The organism is Nocardia sp. CNS-044 (assembly GCF_059570515.1).
In genome coordinates this window covers 346,719-363,265 of the sequence record NZ_JCANSX010000005.1, presented here as the reverse complement: position 1 = coordinate 363,265, position 16,547 = coordinate 346,719, and the positions used below count along the sequence as shown (strand labels likewise).

At 68.0% G+C, this 16,547-nt stretch carries 14 protein-coding genes; 8 read left to right on the top strand and 6 right to left on the bottom strand.

The annotated features are described in order from the left end of the window. Window positions 1-3: 3 nt before the first annotated feature. From T333_RS02715 to T333_RS02685, 7 genes are all read left to right on the top strand, one after another. The gene (locus T333_RS02715) at window positions 4-1,479 is read left to right on the top strand and encodes an MCE family protein (protein WP_496423586.1); all 1,476 of its coding nucleotides are present in this window, start codon (window positions 4-6) and stop codon (window positions 1,477-1,479) included. Between the two features lie 73 nt (window positions 1,480-1,552). Beyond that, complete coding sequence (locus T333_RS02710) at window positions 1,553-2,596, top strand: MCE family protein (protein ID WP_354998326.1); 1,044 nt, start codon at window positions 1,553-1,555, stop codon at window positions 2,594-2,596. An 8-nt stretch (window positions 2,597-2,604) separates the two neighbouring features. Further along, a complete protein-coding gene (locus T333_RS02705) occupies window positions 2,605-3,591 on the top strand; it encodes an MCE family protein (RefSeq protein WP_496423585.1) in 987 nt (328 codons plus the stop codon). Further along, complete coding sequence (locus tag T333_RS02700; protein WP_496423584.1) at window positions 3,591-4,700, top strand: MlaD family protein; 1,110 nt, start codon at window positions 3,591-3,593, stop codon at window positions 4,698-4,700. The genes T333_RS02705 and T333_RS02700 overlap by 1 nt, the downstream gene beginning before the upstream one ends. 8 nt (window positions 4,701-4,708) lie before the next feature. Then, window positions 4,709-5,797 (top strand): MlaD family protein, encoded by a 1,089-nt coding sequence (locus T333_RS02695; RefSeq protein ID WP_354998328.1) that lies wholly within the window; start codon window positions 4,709-4,711, stop codon window positions 5,795-5,797. Beyond that, window positions 5,794-6,972 (top strand): MlaD family protein, encoded by a 1,179-nt coding sequence (locus T333_RS02690; RefSeq protein ID WP_354998329.1) that lies wholly within the window; start codon window positions 5,794-5,796, stop codon window positions 6,970-6,972. The genes T333_RS02695 and T333_RS02690 overlap by 4 nt, the downstream gene beginning before the upstream one ends. A gap of 126 nt (window positions 6,973-7,098) precedes the next feature. Next, entirely contained in the window at window positions 7,099-7,872 is a 774-nt protein-coding gene (locus tag T333_RS02685; RefSeq protein WP_354998330.1) for a hypothetical protein, read from the top strand. A 95-nt stretch (window positions 7,873-7,967) separates the two neighbouring features. Here T333_RS02685 and T333_RS02680 read toward each other — a convergent pair whose 3' ends face one another. From T333_RS02680 to T333_RS02655, 6 genes are all read right to left on the bottom strand, one after another. Then, complete coding sequence (locus T333_RS02680; protein WP_354998331.1) at window positions 7,968-8,618, bottom strand: ribonuclease H family protein; 651 nt, start codon at window positions 8,616-8,618, stop codon at window positions 7,968-7,970. 10 nt (window positions 8,619-8,628) lie between these two features. Then, a complete protein-coding gene (locus tag T333_RS02675) occupies window positions 8,629-9,099 on the bottom strand; it encodes an SRPBCC family protein (RefSeq protein ID WP_496423583.1) in 471 nt (156 codons plus the stop codon). 185 nt (window positions 9,100-9,284) lie between these two features. Continuing rightward, window positions 9,285-10,448, bottom strand: a complete 1,164-nt coding sequence (gene lhgO / locus T333_RS02670; protein WP_496423582.1) for an L-2-hydroxyglutarate oxidase — start codon at window positions 10,446-10,448, stop codon at window positions 9,285-9,287. Window positions 10,449-10,612: 164 nt separating this feature from the next. After that, window positions 10,613-11,314 carry a hypothetical protein gene (locus T333_RS02665; protein ID WP_496423581.1) on the bottom strand — a complete coding sequence of 234 codons (702 nt, stop codon included), beginning with the start codon at window positions 11,312-11,314 and terminating at the stop codon, window positions 10,613-10,615. 354 nt (window positions 11,315-11,668) lie between these two features. Then, a complete protein-coding gene (locus T333_RS02660) occupies window positions 11,669-12,460 on the bottom strand; it encodes a TIGR03084 family metal-binding protein (protein ID WP_496423580.1) in 792 nt (263 codons plus the stop codon). Between the two features lie 108 nt (window positions 12,461-12,568). Beyond that, window positions 12,569-13,924 carry a DUF445 domain-containing protein gene (locus tag T333_RS02655; protein WP_357245540.1) on the bottom strand — a complete coding sequence of 452 codons (1,356 nt, stop codon included), beginning with the start codon at window positions 13,922-13,924 and terminating at the stop codon, window positions 12,569-12,571. Between the two features lie 255 nt (window positions 13,925-14,179). On the opposite strand from T333_RS02655, the gene lon reads away from it, so the two are divergent. Then, a complete protein-coding gene (gene lon / locus T333_RS02650; protein WP_496424123.1) occupies window positions 14,180-16,543 on the top strand; it encodes an endopeptidase La in 2,364 nt (787 codons plus the stop codon). The last annotated feature ends 4 nt before the right edge of the window (window positions 16,544-16,547 follow it).

Genomic DNA, 16,547 nt, shown 5'->3' with positions numbered 1-16,547 from the left:
CAGATGATCATCGATCCCAGTGGGCGCGGGCCCACGATGCGGCAGTTGCTGATCGCGGGCGTGTGCGGACTGATCGTCTTCGCGCTGGTGCTCGCCTTCCTCATGGCGCGCTACACCGGCTACTTCGTGCCGAAGGTCAACGTCGTCGCGCAGCTGACCACCACCGGTGACGGCCTGCCGTCGGAAGCCGACGTGAAGTTCCGCGGCGTGCTGGTCGGCGCGGTCGACGAGGTCGAGGTCGCGGCCAAGGGCGAACTGCAGAAGGTGCAGATCGAGCTCAAGCCCGAGTACGCGGGCGACATCCCGTCCAACGTGACCGCCCGCGTGGTGCCGAGCAACCTGTTCGCCGTCACCTCCATCGAGCTGGTCTTCAACGGCCCGTCCGACACCTACCTGAAGGAAGGGTCGGTCATCGAGGAGGACCGCAGCAAGGGCACGATCGCGCTGCAGGACACGCTGACCACGGTCCGCAACATCCTGGAGAAGATCGACCCCGTGCAGTTCGGCCGGGTGCTCGGCACCCTCTCGCAGGCGCTGGACGGCAGCGGCCGGATGCCCGGCTCGACCATCGAGCGGCTGGACCGCTGGGTGCTCGCCGTCGACGAGTCCATCCCGGATCTCGGCGTCTTCCTGAACGACTTCTCCAGCTCGTTCCGCGCGCTGAACGAGTCGGCGCCCGAACTGCTCGACGTGCTCGGCAGCTCGGTGCAGACCGCCAGCACCATCGCCGAACGCCGCGACGAGCTCGTCGCGCTGATCACCGGGACCAGCGGCACCGTGGACCGCGTGAACGACCTGTTCGCCCGCAACCCGGACGTCGGCAAGGAAGTCACCGTCGGCACCTCCGACCTGTTCGGCGCGCTCACCGCCGATCCCGACGCGATCACCAGGACGCTGCTGAACCTGAGCGAGTCGGTCCGGGCGATGAACACCACGTTCCGCTGGGGCCCGCAGCAGCAGCAGATCTGGAACGCGGGCATCACGCTCACGCCGTACACGCCGTACACCGTCGCGGACTGCCCGCGCTACGACGAGATGGCCGGACCGAGCTGCGCCACCGCGCCCGAGGTGAACGAGCTGCCGCCGCTGCCGGAGAACCTGCGGCCGCGCGCGCTGGACTCGGCCGCCGGGCTGCCTCCGGTGGTGCCGATGCCCGGCTTGCCGCTCATCCCCGGCGTCACCATGCCGGATCCGGGCCGGATCGTCGCCGACCTCCAGGAGACCGCGCAGCAGCCGTTCGCGGGTACCCCGCTCGAGGGTCTGTTCCCGGCGCTGCCCGGTCTGCCCGGCCTGCTGCCGCCCGCCCCCGCCCCCGCGCCCGCGGCGGCTCCGGCGGACGCCCGGCCGATCTCCTACCAGGGTGACGCGGCGATCGAGAAGCTGCTCGGCCGCAAGCCGACCACCGCGGAGTACCTGCTGCTGAGTTCGATTCTGAAGGGCGGAACGATGGAAGTGTCCGAAGGCGGTGCCGCTCGATGAGTGAATGCAGTGAGCGAATCATGTGCCAGCGTGCCATGCACATGCCGGAGCCGAGCGCTAGCGAGGCGCAGGCATGAGTATCCGTAAGCCGCTGATCGGGTTCGGTATCTTCGCCATCGTCTCCATCCTGGTGACGGTGGTCGTCTGGAACACCCTCGCGCGGGTCGTCGCGGGCGATACCAAGACCTACTCCGCGACGTTCACCGATGTGCTCGGTCTGCGCGAAGGCGACGACGTGCGCATGGCGGGCGTGCGGGTGGGCAAGGTCGAGAAGATCGAGCTCGCCCGCGACGATCGGACGAAGAAGTCGGTCGCGAACGTGACGTTCATCGTGCAGAGCGACCAGACCATCTACGACGACACCAAAGCCCTTGTCCGCTACCAGAACCTGATCGGCCAGCGGTACGTGGCGCTCGCCCCCGGCGAGGCGGCCAACCCCGCGCCGCTGAAGGACAAGGCCTCGATCCCGCTGGAGCGGACCGAACCGTCGTTCGACGTGTCGGGTCTGCTCAACGGGTTCCAGCCGCTGTTCCAGGTGCTGCAGCCCGAGCAGGTGAACCGGCTCTCGGAGACGTTCATCCAGGCGCTGCAGGGCGACGGCGTCTCGCTGAGTTCGTTCATCGTGCAGGCCGCCCAGCTGGCCACCGATTTCCAGCGTCGCGACGCGATTCTGTCCGGCGTGATCGCCAACCTGTCCGGTGTGATGGCGGGCTTGGCCAAACGAGGTGATGAATTGGAGACCCTGGTGACGCAGACCCGGGCCTTGATCGGCGGACTGTACGAGCAGGGCCAGTCCCTGCTCGCGTCCACCGAGCAGATCGCGAGCGCGACCACGTCGCTGGTCGGCATGGTCGGCAACATCCAGCCCAAGCTGCAGACGGCGCAAAACTCCACCAGCGCCGCGCTGACGCTGCTGCTGGACAACGGCGCCAAGCTCGACCAGGCCGCGATCGACCTGCCGCACGTCCTCTCGGCGGCGGGCAGGCACACCTCGGAGGGCGCCTACGCGAACGCCTATCTCTGTGGCTTGGACATCTCGCTCTACGGCGTGCTGTTCCCCCGCGGTCTGTTCTCGCAAATCGGCGGTACCGCGCACTCGGCGGTGTGCCGCCCATGATCGCGAAGATGAGGAACCGCTTCGAGAGCAACCGCTACTTCTGGCTCGGCGTCGTCGGCGCCGCTCTGATCGTGGTGCTGCTGATGGCGTCGGGCATCATCCGGATGCTCGGTGTCGGCGATCAGACGGTCAAGGCCGAGTTCGTGCAGGCGGCCGGGATCAAGGTCGGCGACAAGGTCAACGCCGCTGGCGTTCCGGTCGGCACCGTGACCGGCGCGAAGCTCGAGGGCAGCCACGTGCTGCTCACGATGAACGTCGACAACAACGTGAAGCTCGGCCCCGACGCCCGGGCCTCGATCAAGATGGCGACGCTGCTCGGCGCCAGGTACGTCGACCTGGATCCGGGCGACGGCTCCGGCCTGAAGGACGGCCGAATCCTGGTGTCCAACACCTCGGTTCCGTACAACCTCGCCGACGTGGTGCAGATCGGCACCCCGAAGTTCGAGGCGCTCGACACCGCGAAGCTGGCCGAATCGCTGAACGTGATCAACCAGTCGATGGGTGACTCGCCCGAGCTGACCGCGCAGGCGCTGGACAGCGTCGGCGCGCTGGCGAAGGTGATCGACACCCGCCGCGGCGAGGTCGACCAGCTGCTCAAGGACCTGGACCGGGTCACCACGATCCTCGGCGAGAACCGCAACAGCGTGCTGCTGGTGATCACCCAGGGCGAGGCCATCGCCAACCGGGTGATGGAGCGCCAGGACCTGCTGCGTCAGCTGCTCGACAACATCGCGGCGCTGACCAGGCAGCTGCAGGAGATCGGCGCGCAGAACGAAGGTCAGCTCGGCCCGACCATCCAGCAGCTGAACACGATGGCCGAGGGCCTGCAGAAGAACAAGGACAATCTGGACCGGATCCTGTCCTTGCTGCCGCCGACCGTGCGTTACCTGGCCAACTCGTGGGGTGGCAGCGGCCCGTACGGCGACGTGGGTCTGCCGTGGCTGTTCCCGGACAACTGGTTGTGCTTCGCCCAAGCTATCGAGGGGTGCCAGTGATGAGATTCGCTCACGCGGCCAAGCTGAAAACCGCCGCCAAGCTGGTCGCGATCAGCGCCGCGGCGCTCACGGTCGGCAGCTGCTCGCTGCTGCCGACCTCGGTCAACGACGCGCTCGGCGGCACGATGACGATCACCGCCGACTTCGAGAACATCGCGGGCATCTACGAGGGCAACCCGATCACGGTGCTCGGTCTCCAAGTCGGCAAAGTCGACAAGATCGTGCCGAAGGGCACCCTCGTCGAGGTGCACCTTTCGGTCGATTCCGGCGTGAAGATCCCGAAGAACGCCGAGGCGGCGATCGTCTCGCCGTCGATCGTCACCGACCGGCACATCGAGCTCACCCCCGTCTACACCGAGGGCGAGACGATGACCGACGGCACCCACCTGCCGAAGGCGCGCACCAGGACTCCCGTCGAACTGGACACGATGATCAAGACCATCGACCAGTTCGCCGCGGCGCTCAAGCCGCAGGAGGGTGTCGAGGGCATCGGCCCGCTCTCCGGACGGGTGCTGTACCCGATGCTGAACGGCAACGGCGAGAAGATGCGCGACACCCTCAACGCCCTGTCCGGCGCGCTGAAGGTCGGCGTCGACAACAAGGACGCGATCTCCAACATCATCATCCAGCTCAACGAGCTGACCACGATGCTGGCCGAGAACGACCAGTCCGTGCGCGATTTCAGCAACCGGGTGACCCAGATGACCGGCCTGCTCGCCGAGCAGGCTCCCGGTCTCCAGGCCACGCTCGACCAGCTCAACGACTTCCTCGCCAACACGAGCACCACGCTGGGCGACTACCAGGGCGAGCTGGCCAGCAGCCTCGCGGGCCTGACCAACGTCACGAACCAGCTGCGGGACAACGCCTACGGCCTCGTCGAGGTCGCCGACGTGGCCCCGATGGCGATGCAGAACATCGACAGGATCGTCAACCGCGAGGGTCGCTACGTGCGCCTGCACGCCATCATCGGCACCGCGCTCAACGGCGAGATCGTCGCCCTGTTCTGCGAGCGGATCCAGATGAAGGCCGACGGGTGCCGCACCGGAAATATGCAGGACTTCGGACCCGACTACGGGCTCACCGCCGCACTGCTTGGACTGACGAAATGACGTACCGGATGACGATCAAGGCACGCAGGGCGCTCGTCGCCATCGCCGCGGTGGCCGGGGTGGGCATCACCTCCGGCTGCGGGTTCACGGTCGAAGACCTGCCGCTGCCCAAGCCGGGGCAGGCGGGCGACACCTACACCGTGCAAGCGGTGTTCGAGAACGCGCTGAACCTGCCCGACCAGGCCAAGGTGAAGATCGGCGGTTCGGATGTCGGTGTGGTCACCAACATCACGACCGAGAACTTCCAGGCCGTCGTCGACCTGAGCATCCGCAGCGATATCGAGCTGCCCAAGGGCAGCACCGCGGAACTGCGCCAGGCGACCCCGCTCGGTGACGTGTTCGTCGCGCTGTCCAAGCCGAAGGTCGAGCCGGGCGCGCCGATGCTGCACGACGGCGACACCCTGACGATCGAGGACACCTCGGCGGGCGCCACCGTCGAGCAGCTGCTCATCTCGGTGTCCATGCTGTTCAACGGCGGCGGCATCGCCTCGCTCACCAAGCTGACCTCGGAACTGGATTCCATCGTCGGCGGGCGCGGGCCGCAGGTCGCGCACCTGATCGACGAATTGACCGGTGTGGTCGGCAGTTTGAACGACAACACCGCCCGCGTCGACGCGGTGCTGAACCAGTTCAGCACGCTGGCGAACACGCTCGACTCGCGGCGCGCGGAACTGGGCCAGGTGGCCGACACGCTGCCCCAGATGATCGGCGCGGTCGCCGAGAACAACCGGGCGATCGGCGAGCTGCTGACCAAGATCTCGGTCACCAGCGCCGCGCTCGGCGACTACTCCGACACCACGGGCGACCAGCTGGGCAACCTGCTGACCAACACTCAGGCGCTGATGGACGCGCTCGCGCGAACGGGCGACGACTTCGGCCTGCTGATGGACCGTCTGCACGACATCCGCCCGAAGGTGGACGCCACCTTCCGCGGCCGCAGCTTCGCCGTCTACGCGACCGCGACCAACCTCGATCTGAGCGCGCTGACCGATCCGCAGCACGGCAGGCTGCCGAACCTGGAAGACCTGCAGGACTTCGCGGGCAGCCTGATCCAGGTGCTGCAGCTCGTGCAGCAGCGGGTGGGAGGCCACCGATGAGCGCGGTGTCGAAGCTCTGGACGAACAAGCTGATCCTCTCGGGGGTCGGCCTGGTGCTCGTGCTGCTCGTCGGCGCGTCGTACCTGCTGGTGAGCGTCATGCGGATCAATCCGCTGCGGTCCAGCTACACCGTGACGGTGAACCTGGACCGTTCCGGCGGCCTGCAGCCCGGCAACGACGTGACGCTGCGCGGCTACCGCGTCGGCAAGGTCACCTCGATCGAGCTGACCGACCGCGGGCAGGCCATCGCCGCCACGGCCGAGATCGACGGGCGATACAAGATCCCCGTCGACACCGATGTCGCGGTGCAGGCGCTGTCGGCCGCCGGTGAGCAGTACATCGACTTCCGGCCCGGCACCGAGGACGGCCCGTTCCTGGCCGACGGCGCGGTTGTCGAGTTCGATCCCGAGACGGTCAAGACGCCGACGCCGGTGTGGTCGGTGCTGGACAACACCAGCGCGCTGATCGCGCAGGTCGATCCGGACAAGTTCAGCGTCATCCTCGCCGAGTTGGACATCGCGCTCAGCGGCGGCCCCGATCAGCTGCGCGGCCTGGTCAACGGCATCAGCCTGGCGACGTCCGGTCTCGACTCGCTGCTGCCGCAGACCACCAGCCTGATCACCAACCTGCGCACCATCGCCGACACCACGTCGCAGGCGCAGCCGGATCTCGCCACCCTGACCGCCAACTCCGGCGAGCTGTTCGCGCAGTTCAACGCGGCCAACGCGGAACTGGTCGGCGTGCTCGACTCGGGCCCCGGTCAGCTGGAGAGCCTCGGCGCGGTGCTCGACCAGACCTCGGACCCGATCACCAGCCTCGCGACCAACTTCGTCGCCATCACCAAGGCCGCGCAGTTGCGCCTGCCCGCGCTGCGCGCGCTGTTCCCCTCGCTCGCGCTCGGCGCCGAGGCGCTCGGTATCCCGGCGCACGACGGCGAGTTCCACGCGATCATCGACATCTGGCCCCGGCCGTACTGCACGTACGAAACCCCGCAGATCCGCAACGAGGTCGTCCAGGACGGCAGCATCCCGAAGTGGAACTACTGCGTGAATCCGCCGCCGGGGCAGCAGATCCGAGGCGCCGCGAACGCGCCGCGGCCGAACGTGCCGAACAACGGCGCCCAGATGCCGCCGGGCGTGGATCCCAACGAGCGGACCCTTCCCCCGGTGCGGTGAGTGACCCGGGCCACCGCCTGTTCGGTCGGCCCGGCATACTCGCTGGTAGAACGCGTACGGTTCGCGCATGCGGGCCGGCGAGCCGATTCGGTGCGTGCGCGCGCCGGGAAAGAGCAGGATTTATCGATGTCCACCGACGACGCCGACACCAACAAAGACGCCGAGACCACGAAGAAGTCCGCCGAGGAGAATGCCGCGACCGACGCGGCGGGGGCGAGCGACGCGGCGACGGCCAAGCTTGATCTGGGGAAGGCGGGCGAGAAGCAGGCGAAGAGCGAGCCGAAGCCGAAGCCGTCACCCGCGGCGAGCCCGGACCGCTCGAATCTGCTGCCGGTGATCGCGGCCTTCGTCGCGGGCATTCTGCTCGTCGCGGCCGTCACCGCGGTGGTGGTGTTCTACCAGCAGGCACAGAAGAAGTCGGACGAGCTCGCCGCCGTCAACGACGCGACGCGCGCAGCGTGCGATTTCGGCCGCGACGTCTCGGTCTACGACTACTCCAAGGACCTCGAGGGCTACTTCAACAAGGTCAAGGCGGGCTCCACCGGCGAGTTCCTGAAGGAATTCACCGACGCCACCACGGCGCTCACCGACGCCATGAAGCAGGCGCAGGTCAAGTCCTGGGCCGACGACGTGCAGTGCGGGTACCAGTCCGGCGACACCAGCGAGGCCAAGGTGCTGGTGACGCTGACCCAGTTCCGCACCAACTTCACCCAGCAGCAGCCGGATCGGCAGTTCGTGGTCATCGTCGCGGACCTGCAGAACGAGGGCGGCAAGTGGAAGGTGGCCAAGCTCGACTCGCCGATGCTGAAGGGTGGCGGCACCGGCCTGCCCGGCGGCGCTCCGGCGCCCGCTCCGGCTCCGGCCCCGACGGAGCAGCCGCAGCCGCAACCCGGCAACTGATCACTCGACAGTTCTCCGAAAGCGCCTCCGGCGGTGGGCCCAGTCACCACCGCCGGAGGTCTTTCGGGCGGTCCTGCATGCGGTCGCGGAGCTGCTCAGAACAAGGTCAAGGTCTGAGGAGCCGACGCGACCGCCTTCCCCGAGGCCCGCGGCCCGGTGGTCTTCTGTTGCGGTGCGGCATTCCGCTGTTGCGGTGCAGCGCTTTTCGCCAGCGTCACCGAGAGCGGAACGGTCGTCTTCGCCAGTGGCACCGTGGTTTTCGGCGTTTCCACGGCGGTGAGCTCGGTGGTGTCGGCCTCGGCGACGGACGCCGAGGCGGCGGCCTTCCGTGCCGCTTCGCCCGCGAGGGTGTCGGCCATCTCGTTGAAGTAGTTGCCGACATGGCCGCGCACCCAACGGAATCGGACCGGACCCGGCCTGCTCGCGATGGCGCGGTCGATCTGCTTGATGATCTCCACGTTCTTGACGGCGCCGCCGGTCGAGGTGCGCCAGCCGTTCAGCCGCCAGCTCGAGATCCATTCCGACGCGCACTTGATCGCGTAGAGCGAATCGCTTTCGATCAGAAGGGGTTCGGCGCCGGGGTGGGCCTCGATGGCCTCCAGGACCGCGCGTAGCTCGGCGATCTGATTCGTCCCCGTCGCGGCTCCCCCGCTGCGCGAGGCGCCCCCCTGATGATTGACCCAAGCCCAGCCGATAGCGCCGCCGGGATTTCGGAGGCAGGATCCGTCGGTGCTCACGATGATCATGGCTGGCACCTTACGCAATCCGACCGACAAGATCGGTACCGTGGAATTCCTCTATCTCCCTTCGCAATTGAGACTCGGTGCGACGTAGCGCCGATCGCACGGCACTGTCGACCAAGCCCGCGCACATGCGGCCGAGGAAGCCGCGAGGTGCAGCGTACTCCGCTTCGGAGGTCAGCACCGACCGTCCATAGCCGAGCGGGTCGAAACGCAGCGTCAGCGTTCCCGACAACCGCCCACGCAGCGTATACCCGATCACCACGTTGCGGCGATATTCGGTGATCTCGCAAGGGATCTTCGGATGCCACAGGCCGAGTCGGACCGTTGTCGCGAAACAGGCGCCGGGACCTTGGTCCAGCTCGCCGGTGGGTTCGAAGGAAGCGACGCCGAACATCCAATCCGGCACGAAAAGATGGTTGTCCGTGTACGTGAATGCCACCTCGACCGGTGCCCCGACGTCACTCGCGTACTTGATGTGGCCCATAGGCCCTCCCTGATCCACGGCTGCGGACAAAAGTACTACAGCTCTCCTTTTTATTCGAGGGGTTGGGCACAAATCGGACAGTAGCCCGGTCGACACAGCCGGACGCCGTCCGCCCGTAGCCTGTGGCCGGAGCGAAGGCGGAGGTACGCCTTCCATATCCGAACCGGCCGGTCGCCGAGGTGGCGTCAGATTTGGTCGACGATGTACTCCGCGATGGGCATGGCCGAGGTCGCCGCGGGCGAGGGCGCGTTGAGCACGTGCACCGAGCGCGCGGTGCGTTCGATCATGAAGTCGTGGACCAGGGTGCCGTCGCGCAACACCGCTTGGGCGCGGATGCCCGCCGGGCGCGGCCGCAGGTCGGCGGCGGTGAGTTCCGGGCAGTAGCGGCGACATTCGGCCAGATAGCCGCGCTTGAACAGGGAATTGCGCAGTTCCCGCAGACCCGTCCTGAGGTGCGTGCGGGCGACCCGGTGCACGCCGGGGAAGCCCACGACCTCTTTGGCGTCGCGCAGGTCGACGCTGCCCTTTCGATAGCCCTCGCGCGCGAGACCCAGCACCGCGTTCGGCCCGACGGTGAGCTCGCCGTCGATGGTCGGGCTCAGATGCACGCCGAGGAACGGCAGGTTCGGGTCGGGCACCGGATAGATCAGCGTGCGCACCAGACCGGCGCGTTCGGGCGGCAGTTGGTAGTACTCGCCGCGGAACGGAACGATGCGAAAGTCGATCGGCAGACCCGCGAGCCGCGCCATCCGATCCGCTTGCAGTCCGGCGCAAACCACCAGGGTGCGGGCCGTCCACGTGCCGGTCTTGCCGGTGATGGTCACCGCCGAGTCGGTCTCCTCGATGGCGGTGATTTCCGCGCCGAGCACGATCTCGCCGCCCGCCGCGCGGACCTGTTCGGCGAGTGCCGCGGTCACCTCGCGGTAGTCGATGATGCCGGTGCTCGGCACGAAAAGCGCGCCGACGCCGGTGATTCGCGGCTCACGCCGCACCAGTTCGGCGGCGTCGACGAGTTCGACCTCGACCCCGTTGGTGACCGAGCGCTCGTATAGCGCCAGCATCCGTTCGTACTCCGCGGCATCGGTGGCCACCAGCAATTTTCCGCACACCTCGTACGGAATCCCGTGCGCCGCGGCGAAATCCTTCGTCCACCGCGCACCTCGCCTGCACAATTCGGCCTTGAGACTCCCCGGCTCGTAATAGATCCCGGAGTGGATCACCCCACTGTTGTGCCCCGTCTGATGCGTCCCCAGCCCCCCGGCCTTCTCGACCAACACCAGCCGAGCCCCGGGATTCCGCTCCACCAGCCGCCGAGCCGTCGCCACCCCGACGATTCCGCCCCCGATCACGCAAAAGTCGTACACGTCAGCCGACAGTACCGGGGTGCGGCGCAAACGCGTTGGCGGTGGTCCCGCCCGGCTCTTACGGTGACAGCACCAACCCGGCCTCTCGATAGGGCCGGGTCTTTTCGTATCGTCGAGCGGTGCGTAAGCCCCCTGATCCGGGATCCGGATCAGAGGGTGACGGTGGATTCGGCTCGGGCCGAGGGCGCGGACTGGATGTCGTTGCCCGCAGGGGCGTCCGGGTCGGTGGGGGTGTTTTCGTCCGTCGGGGTCGGGTGGGGGTGGAGTTCGATGGTGTGTTCGCCGAGGTTGGCGTCCGAGAGGACGAGGGCGATTTCGCCGCTGCGGGTGTCGATTTCGGTGCGGATCCGGGTGATTCCGGTGGGGTCGAGGTCGATGCCGAGGTGGTCGCGCACGGGTTCGGACAGCACGAGGCCGGTGAGGGTCGAGAAGGCGTTGGTGTCGACGGTGAACGCGACGGTGCCGGTGCGGACCGGGGCGACCTGCGCGCCGACGTAGGCGTTACCGAGGCCCAAACGCCCGCCGACCCCGGCGGGCCGCGGCGGAGTGGCAGCTGGATCTGGTTGCGGCACAACGGCTTTCGCGGGAAAAACGGATGCCTGGTAGGGCGACGGCAGCGCGTGCGTCTCACCGGCCAGCAAGGTGTCGACGGTTCGTGGGCCCGGACGCGGCGCGAAGGGCTCGACGACGGGTGCGGGCGGCGGCGTGGCTTGCCCGGCGCCTGCGGACTGGGTGTCGGCCATCTGGTTCCCGATATACGAGCCTGCGACGAAGGTGAGACTGAGGCTGGCCGCACCGGCCAGCACGATCGCGGTATGACGCACGATCTGAGCAGGCTTGTGTGCCGTCACGATGCGTTCCTTTCCCTCCGCCCCGACTCCCCTCGCGTCGTCGGCCCGCATCGTTGAAAGCCGAACGCCTGTCCAGGTTACGACGCTCCGCGATCTTGGACGGCATCCGTGCGAGCAGGATCACAATAGACCGCCCTACGGATGTTTCCGGCATCTGAAGAGAGGGTAAAAATCGCTTAGCTGGCGAGCGTCATTCTCGACTGCCACTCTTAGACACCCGGCCAACGGCGTCCGGCCGTCGACGCGAACGGCGCACCCAAGTGTGGCGCTCGCCCGCTCCCGAATTTTCGGATCGGGTCGGGTGAAGCCCGGTCGGACGGTGTCCGGCCGGGCTGCCTGCCATTTCGGCGGTGATCAGGCGAATTGCCCTGCGGCCCTGCCCTCCCCGGACGGTCCCGCGAAGACCTGGGCGATCGTCAACCACTCCTGCGCATCCGTGCCGTCGGCGCGTACCGCCAGGTCGTCGGGATGGCGACGCTGGGTGACGAGCAGGCAGAAGTCCAGCGCGGGCCCGGTCACCCGCTGCGCCGCGTCCTCCGGACCCCAAGTCCACACCGTGCCGTCCGGCGCGGTGAGCTCGACGCGGAATTCCTCGGCGGGCGCCGTCTTGCCCCGCACCGAATAGGCGAAGTTCCTGGTCCGCACGCCGAGATGAGCCACGCTGCGCAATCGCGCGGTCGGTTCGCGCGGCACGCCGAGCGCGTCGGCGACGTCCTGACCGTGCGCCCAGGTCTCCATGAGCCGCGCGGTGATCATCGAGGCCGGGCTCATCGGCGGGCCGAACCACGGCAGCTTGGTCCCGGCCGGCACGGCGCGCAGCGCCTCGATCAGGGTCTTGCGTCCGGCGCGCCAGCGCTCGAGCAGCTCGGCGGGCGGGGCCGCGGCGGCTTCCTCGGCCGCCTCGTCGACGAAAGTCAGCGCCTTGGGCGCGGCGGCTGCGACCTGTTTCGCGAACTCGTCGGCATCGGAGGCCGCGACGGACGCGATCTCGTCGGTCCAGGTCAGGTGCCCGATCTGATGGGCGATGCTCCAGCCGGGCGCGGGCGTCGGCCGGGCCCACTCCGCGGGGGCCAGCGGGGCGACAAGTCGTTCCAGGTCCGCGCATTCGTCGCCGAAATCGCCGAGCAGCGCCTCGAGGTCAGCCATGAGTTCCCTTGCCGATCGCGGGCACACCGCCGCGTGTGCCTGGTGTGACCAAGCATCGCAGCGGTGCGGAAAAAATGCAAGCACGCGTGCTTGTATTTCCGGCGCGACCTACCAGCCGAAAAGCACCAGGTGGGCCGCGCCGACGGCCAGCCCGAGCACCGCGCCGTGCAGGTACAGCAGCCAGGCGTCCTGCTCCACCGAGGCGTAGAACATCTCCATGAACTCGCCCGGGCTCAGCTGCTGCAACTTGCGCGCGGCGAACTCGTCGATCTTCTTCGCCTGCTCGCGCGCGAACTCCTCGTCCTCGATCATGCTCGGCGCCAAGGCCACCGCGGCACCCGCCGCGCCGACCTTCAGATTGTCGAACTGCCGCTTGCCGAACGCGGCGCGCACCATCGAGTGCGTCGGCCCGAGCTGACGGTGAATCTCCTCCGAGATCAGCCGCTCGACGAGCTGGCGGGTCTTGTCGCCGTTCGGTCCGTCGAGCAGTTCCGAGGCCAGGTTCGGCAGCGTGAGCACCTGGTAGGCCAGGATGCGCGCGAGGTCGGTCGCGGCCTGCGGCTGGCGCTTGGCCAGCAGGGCCTGGCGCCACAGGTACTTGTACCGCGGCTGCGGATCGCCCGGCTCGAAGACCATCTTCACCGCGATGACGTTCACGACGACGCCGATCGCCGCCGCGCTGAGCAGCACGATCACCCAGGCGGGTACCCAACCGAGCACCGGAATGCGGTCGTGCACGTGCAGATACAGCGCCATCAGCAGGCCGAACGGCGCGCCGAGGAAACCGATGCGCACCATGAACTTCAGCTCGGGGGCCGCGATGGTGGTGGTGAGATCCTTGAGGATGTACGGGTTCTCGCGCAGGTAGCGGATGACGAAGCTCTTGATGTCGATGAGCTGATCGATGTTGTCGCCGAGCGAATCGAAGGCCCGGCGGCACAGCTTCGGCAGCTGCCGGTCCACCCGCTGGTAGATGACCTGTCGCATCTGCCGTGGCACCGAGCGCCACAGGTCCGGGTTCTCCCGGTACATCACCTCGTCGACCAGCGGCTGCACCTGCTTGCGCGCCAGCTCGGCGATGTAGTCGGCGATGCCGTCCAGGTCGAGTTCGTGGATGAAATCCCTGGGACTGCCGATCCGCATCAGCGCCTTGTCGACGCAGATGCTCGCCATCTTCTCCGCGCGCGCCGGAATGAAGCCTTGGAAGCCGAGTCGGCGCCCGTCGCCGGAGAAGGTCGGCAGGACCTGCACCCGCCGCGGCAGGTACGGGTACAGCACATGCAGGCCCGGCACGCGGACGCCGCGGAACTGTACCGGCCAGAAGAGCATCAGCACGCCGGTCCAGTTGGTCAGCCAGCCCGCGAGCGCGCTGAAAATCGGGAAAGTGACCAGGTCGACGACGAACTTCGTCTGGCCGGTGAGCTCTTCCCAGTCGATGAACACCCCGGAGGCGAGAGTGGTCATCCTGGGATCCCCTTAGTGCCGCGAGCTGTAGTGGCACCCACATTCTCATTGCGATTGCGAGGGTGTCAACGCGGCAGCGGGAACTGTCACAGACGGCCCTTCCTTCGCTCTGAGCGAACGTCCAGGAAGGGCGGAACAAAGACGGAACGGGTGGGGTTGAGTAGGCATCGCTCAACTTTTGGAAGGGTCGAAGACGTGACTACACCTCAGAATCTGCCGGTGCTGTTCCTGACCGATCCGATCGTGCTGCCGGGCATGGTCGTGCCCATCGAACTGGACGAATCGGCGCAGGCCGCGATCGACGCCGCGCGCGCCGCCAAGACCGAGGCAGTGCTGCTCGCGCCGCGACTGACCGAGGGTTATGCCTCCTACGGCGTCGTCGCGACCATCGAACAGGTCGGCCGGATGCGCGGTGGAGCGCCCGCGGCGGTCCTGAAGGCGGAGCGGCGAGCCAAGATCGGCCACGGTGTCACCGGGCCGGGCGCCGCGCTGTGGGTCGAGGCCGAGCCGGTCGAGAATCCGGCGCCGGACGGGCGGACCAAGGAGCTGGCCGCCGAATACAAGAAGCTTGTCGTCTCGGTGTTGCAGCGCCGCGAGGCCTGGCAGATCATCGACGCGGTCAACCAGCTGACCGACCCGTCGGCGATCGCCGACACCGCGGGCTACGCGCCATACCTGACCCCCGAGCAGAAGCGCGAACTGCTCGAGACTCCCGAGGTCGCCAAGCGCCTGACCACCCTCATCGAGTGGACCAAGGCGCACATCGCCGAGGCCGAGGTCACCGAGAAGATCAGTGACGAGGTCCGCGAGAACGTGGAGAAGAGCCAGCGCGAGTTCCTGCTTCGTCAGCAGCTCAACGCCATTCGCAAGGAACTCGGCGAGGACGAGCCGGATGGTGCCGAGGACTACCGCACCCGCGTGGAGCAGGCCGACCTGCCCGAGTCCGTTCGCGAGGCGGCGCTGCGCGAGGTCGGCAGGCTGGAGCGGTCCAGCGACCAGAGCCCGGAAACCGGCTGGATCCGGACCTGGCTGGACACCGTGTTGGAGTTGCCGTGGAACGAGAAGACCACCGACTCCACCGACGTCTCCGCCGCCCGCGCGGTGCTGGACGCCGATCACCACGGCTTGGACGAGGTCAAGGACCGCATGGTCGAGTACCTCGCGGTCCGGGCCCGGCGCGCGCAGCGCGGGCTGGAGGTCGTCGGCGGACGCGGTTCCGGCGCGGTGCTGGTCCTGGTCGGTCCGCCCGGTGTCGGTAAGACCTCGCTGGGCGAGTCCGTCGCTCGGGCGTTGGGGCGCAAGTTCGTTCGCGTCGCTTTGGGCGGCGTGCGCGACGAGGCCGAGATCCGCGGTCACCGCCGCACCTACGTCGGCGCCCTGCCCGGCCGCATCGTGCGCGCCATGAAGGAGGCGGGTTCGATGAACCCGGTCGTGCTGCTCGACGAGATCGACAAGGTCGGCTCCGATTTCCGCGGCGACCCGGCGGCGGCCCTGCTCGAGGTGCTCGATCCGGCGCAGAACCACACCTTCCGCGACCACTACCTGGATCTGGATCTCGACCTGTCCGACGTGCTGTTCATCGCGACGGCCAACGTCATGGAGACCATCCCCGGTCCGCTGTTGGACCGCATGGAGCTGATCACGGTCGACGGCTACACCGAGGCCGACAAGGTCGCGATCGCCCGCGACTTCCTGATCCCGCGCCAGCTCGAGCGCAACGCGCTGACCGCCGAGGAGGTTTCGATCACCGAGGAGGCGCTGCGCGAGATCGCGGCGAACTACACCAGGGAAGCGGGCGTTCGGCAGATGGAGCGCCTGATCGCGAAGGCGTTGCGTAAAGCGGCGACTCGGCTCTCGGAGGACGAAGCCGGCTCCGGCGCAACGGTGTCCGACATCGGCTTGGGCTACGACCCCGAGCTCGGCTACGACCTGCCGCCGACGATCTCTTCCGGCCGACTCATCATCGGTCTCGGCGATCTGAAGGATTACCTCGGCCGTCCCCGCTTCACCCCGGATTCGGTGGAGCGGACCGCGGTCCCCGGTGTGGCAACCGGCCTTGCCGTGACCGGCGCGGGCGGCGACGTCCTCTACATCGAGGCCAACGCCGCCGAGGGCGAGCGCTCACTCACCCTGACCGGCCAGCTGGGCGATGTCATGAAGGAATCGGCGCAGATCGCGCTGACCTACGTGCGCTCGCACCTGGAGGAGATCGGCATCGAACCGTCGGTGCTCGACCGCAACATCCACATCCACTTCCCGGCGGGCGCGGTGCCCAAAGACGGTCCGTCCGCGGGCGTCACCATGGTCACCGCCCTGGTGTCGCTGGCACTCGGCCGCCAGGTGCGCTCGGATGTCGGCATGACCGGTGAGGTCACGCTGAACGGGCGGGTCCTGCCGATCGGCGGCGTCAAGCAGAAGCTGCTCGCCGCGCAGCGAGCCGGGTTGAAGACCGTGTTCATTCCGGCGCGTAACGAGCCGGATCTGGACGAGGTGCCCGCTGAAGTGCTTGCGGCGCTGGATGTTCGGCCGGTGGCGGACGTCGCGCAGATCCTGGCCTACGCCATCGAGCCGGTGGTGGAGGAGTCGTTGAACCGTCCTGCGTTCGCCGCCACCGCGTGAGTCC

Excerpts from the sequence above, each read along its gene's own strand:
- T333_RS02715 (WP_496423586.1), top strand. The coding sequence starts at position 4 with ATGATCATCGATCCCAGTGGGCGCGGGCCCACGATGCGGCAGTTGCTG.
- T333_RS02710 (WP_354998326.1), top strand. The coding sequence starts at position 1,553 with ATGAGTATCCGTAAGCCGCTGATCGGGTTCGGTATCTTCGCCATCGTC.
- T333_RS02705 (WP_496423585.1), top strand. The coding sequence starts at position 2,605 with ATGAGGAACCGCTTCGAGAGCAACCGCTACTTCTGGCTCGGCGTCGTC.
- T333_RS02700 (WP_496423584.1), top strand. The coding sequence starts at position 3,591 with ATGAGATTCGCTCACGCGGCCAAGCTGAAAACCGCCGCCAAGCTGGTC.
- T333_RS02695 (WP_354998328.1), top strand. The coding sequence starts at position 4,709 with ATGACGATCAAGGCACGCAGGGCGCTCGTCGCCATCGCCGCGGTGGCC.
- T333_RS02690 (WP_354998329.1), top strand. The coding sequence starts at position 5,794 with ATGAGCGCGGTGTCGAAGCTCTGGACGAACAAGCTGATCCTCTCGGGG.
- T333_RS02685 (WP_354998330.1), top strand. The coding sequence starts at position 7,099 with ATGTCCACCGACGACGCCGACACCAACAAAGACGCCGAGACCACGAAG.
- T333_RS02680 (WP_354998331.1), bottom strand. The coding sequence starts at position 8,618 with ATGATCATCGTGAGCACCGACGGATCCTGCCTCCGAAATCCCGGCGGC.
- T333_RS02675 (WP_496423583.1), bottom strand. The coding sequence starts at position 9,099 with ATGGGCCACATCAAGTACGCGAGTGACGTCGGGGCACCGGTCGAGGTG.
- T333_RS02660 (WP_496423580.1), bottom strand. The coding sequence starts at position 12,460 with ATGGCTGACCTCGAGGCGCTGCTCGGCGATTTCGGCGACGAATGCGCG.
- T333_RS02655 (WP_357245540.1), bottom strand. The coding sequence starts at position 13,924 with ATGACCACTCTCGCCTCCGGGGTGTTCATCGACTGGGAAGAGCTCACC.
- lon (WP_496424123.1), top strand. The coding sequence starts at position 14,180 with ATGGTCGTGCCCATCGAACTGGACGAATCGGCGCAGGCCGCGATCGAC.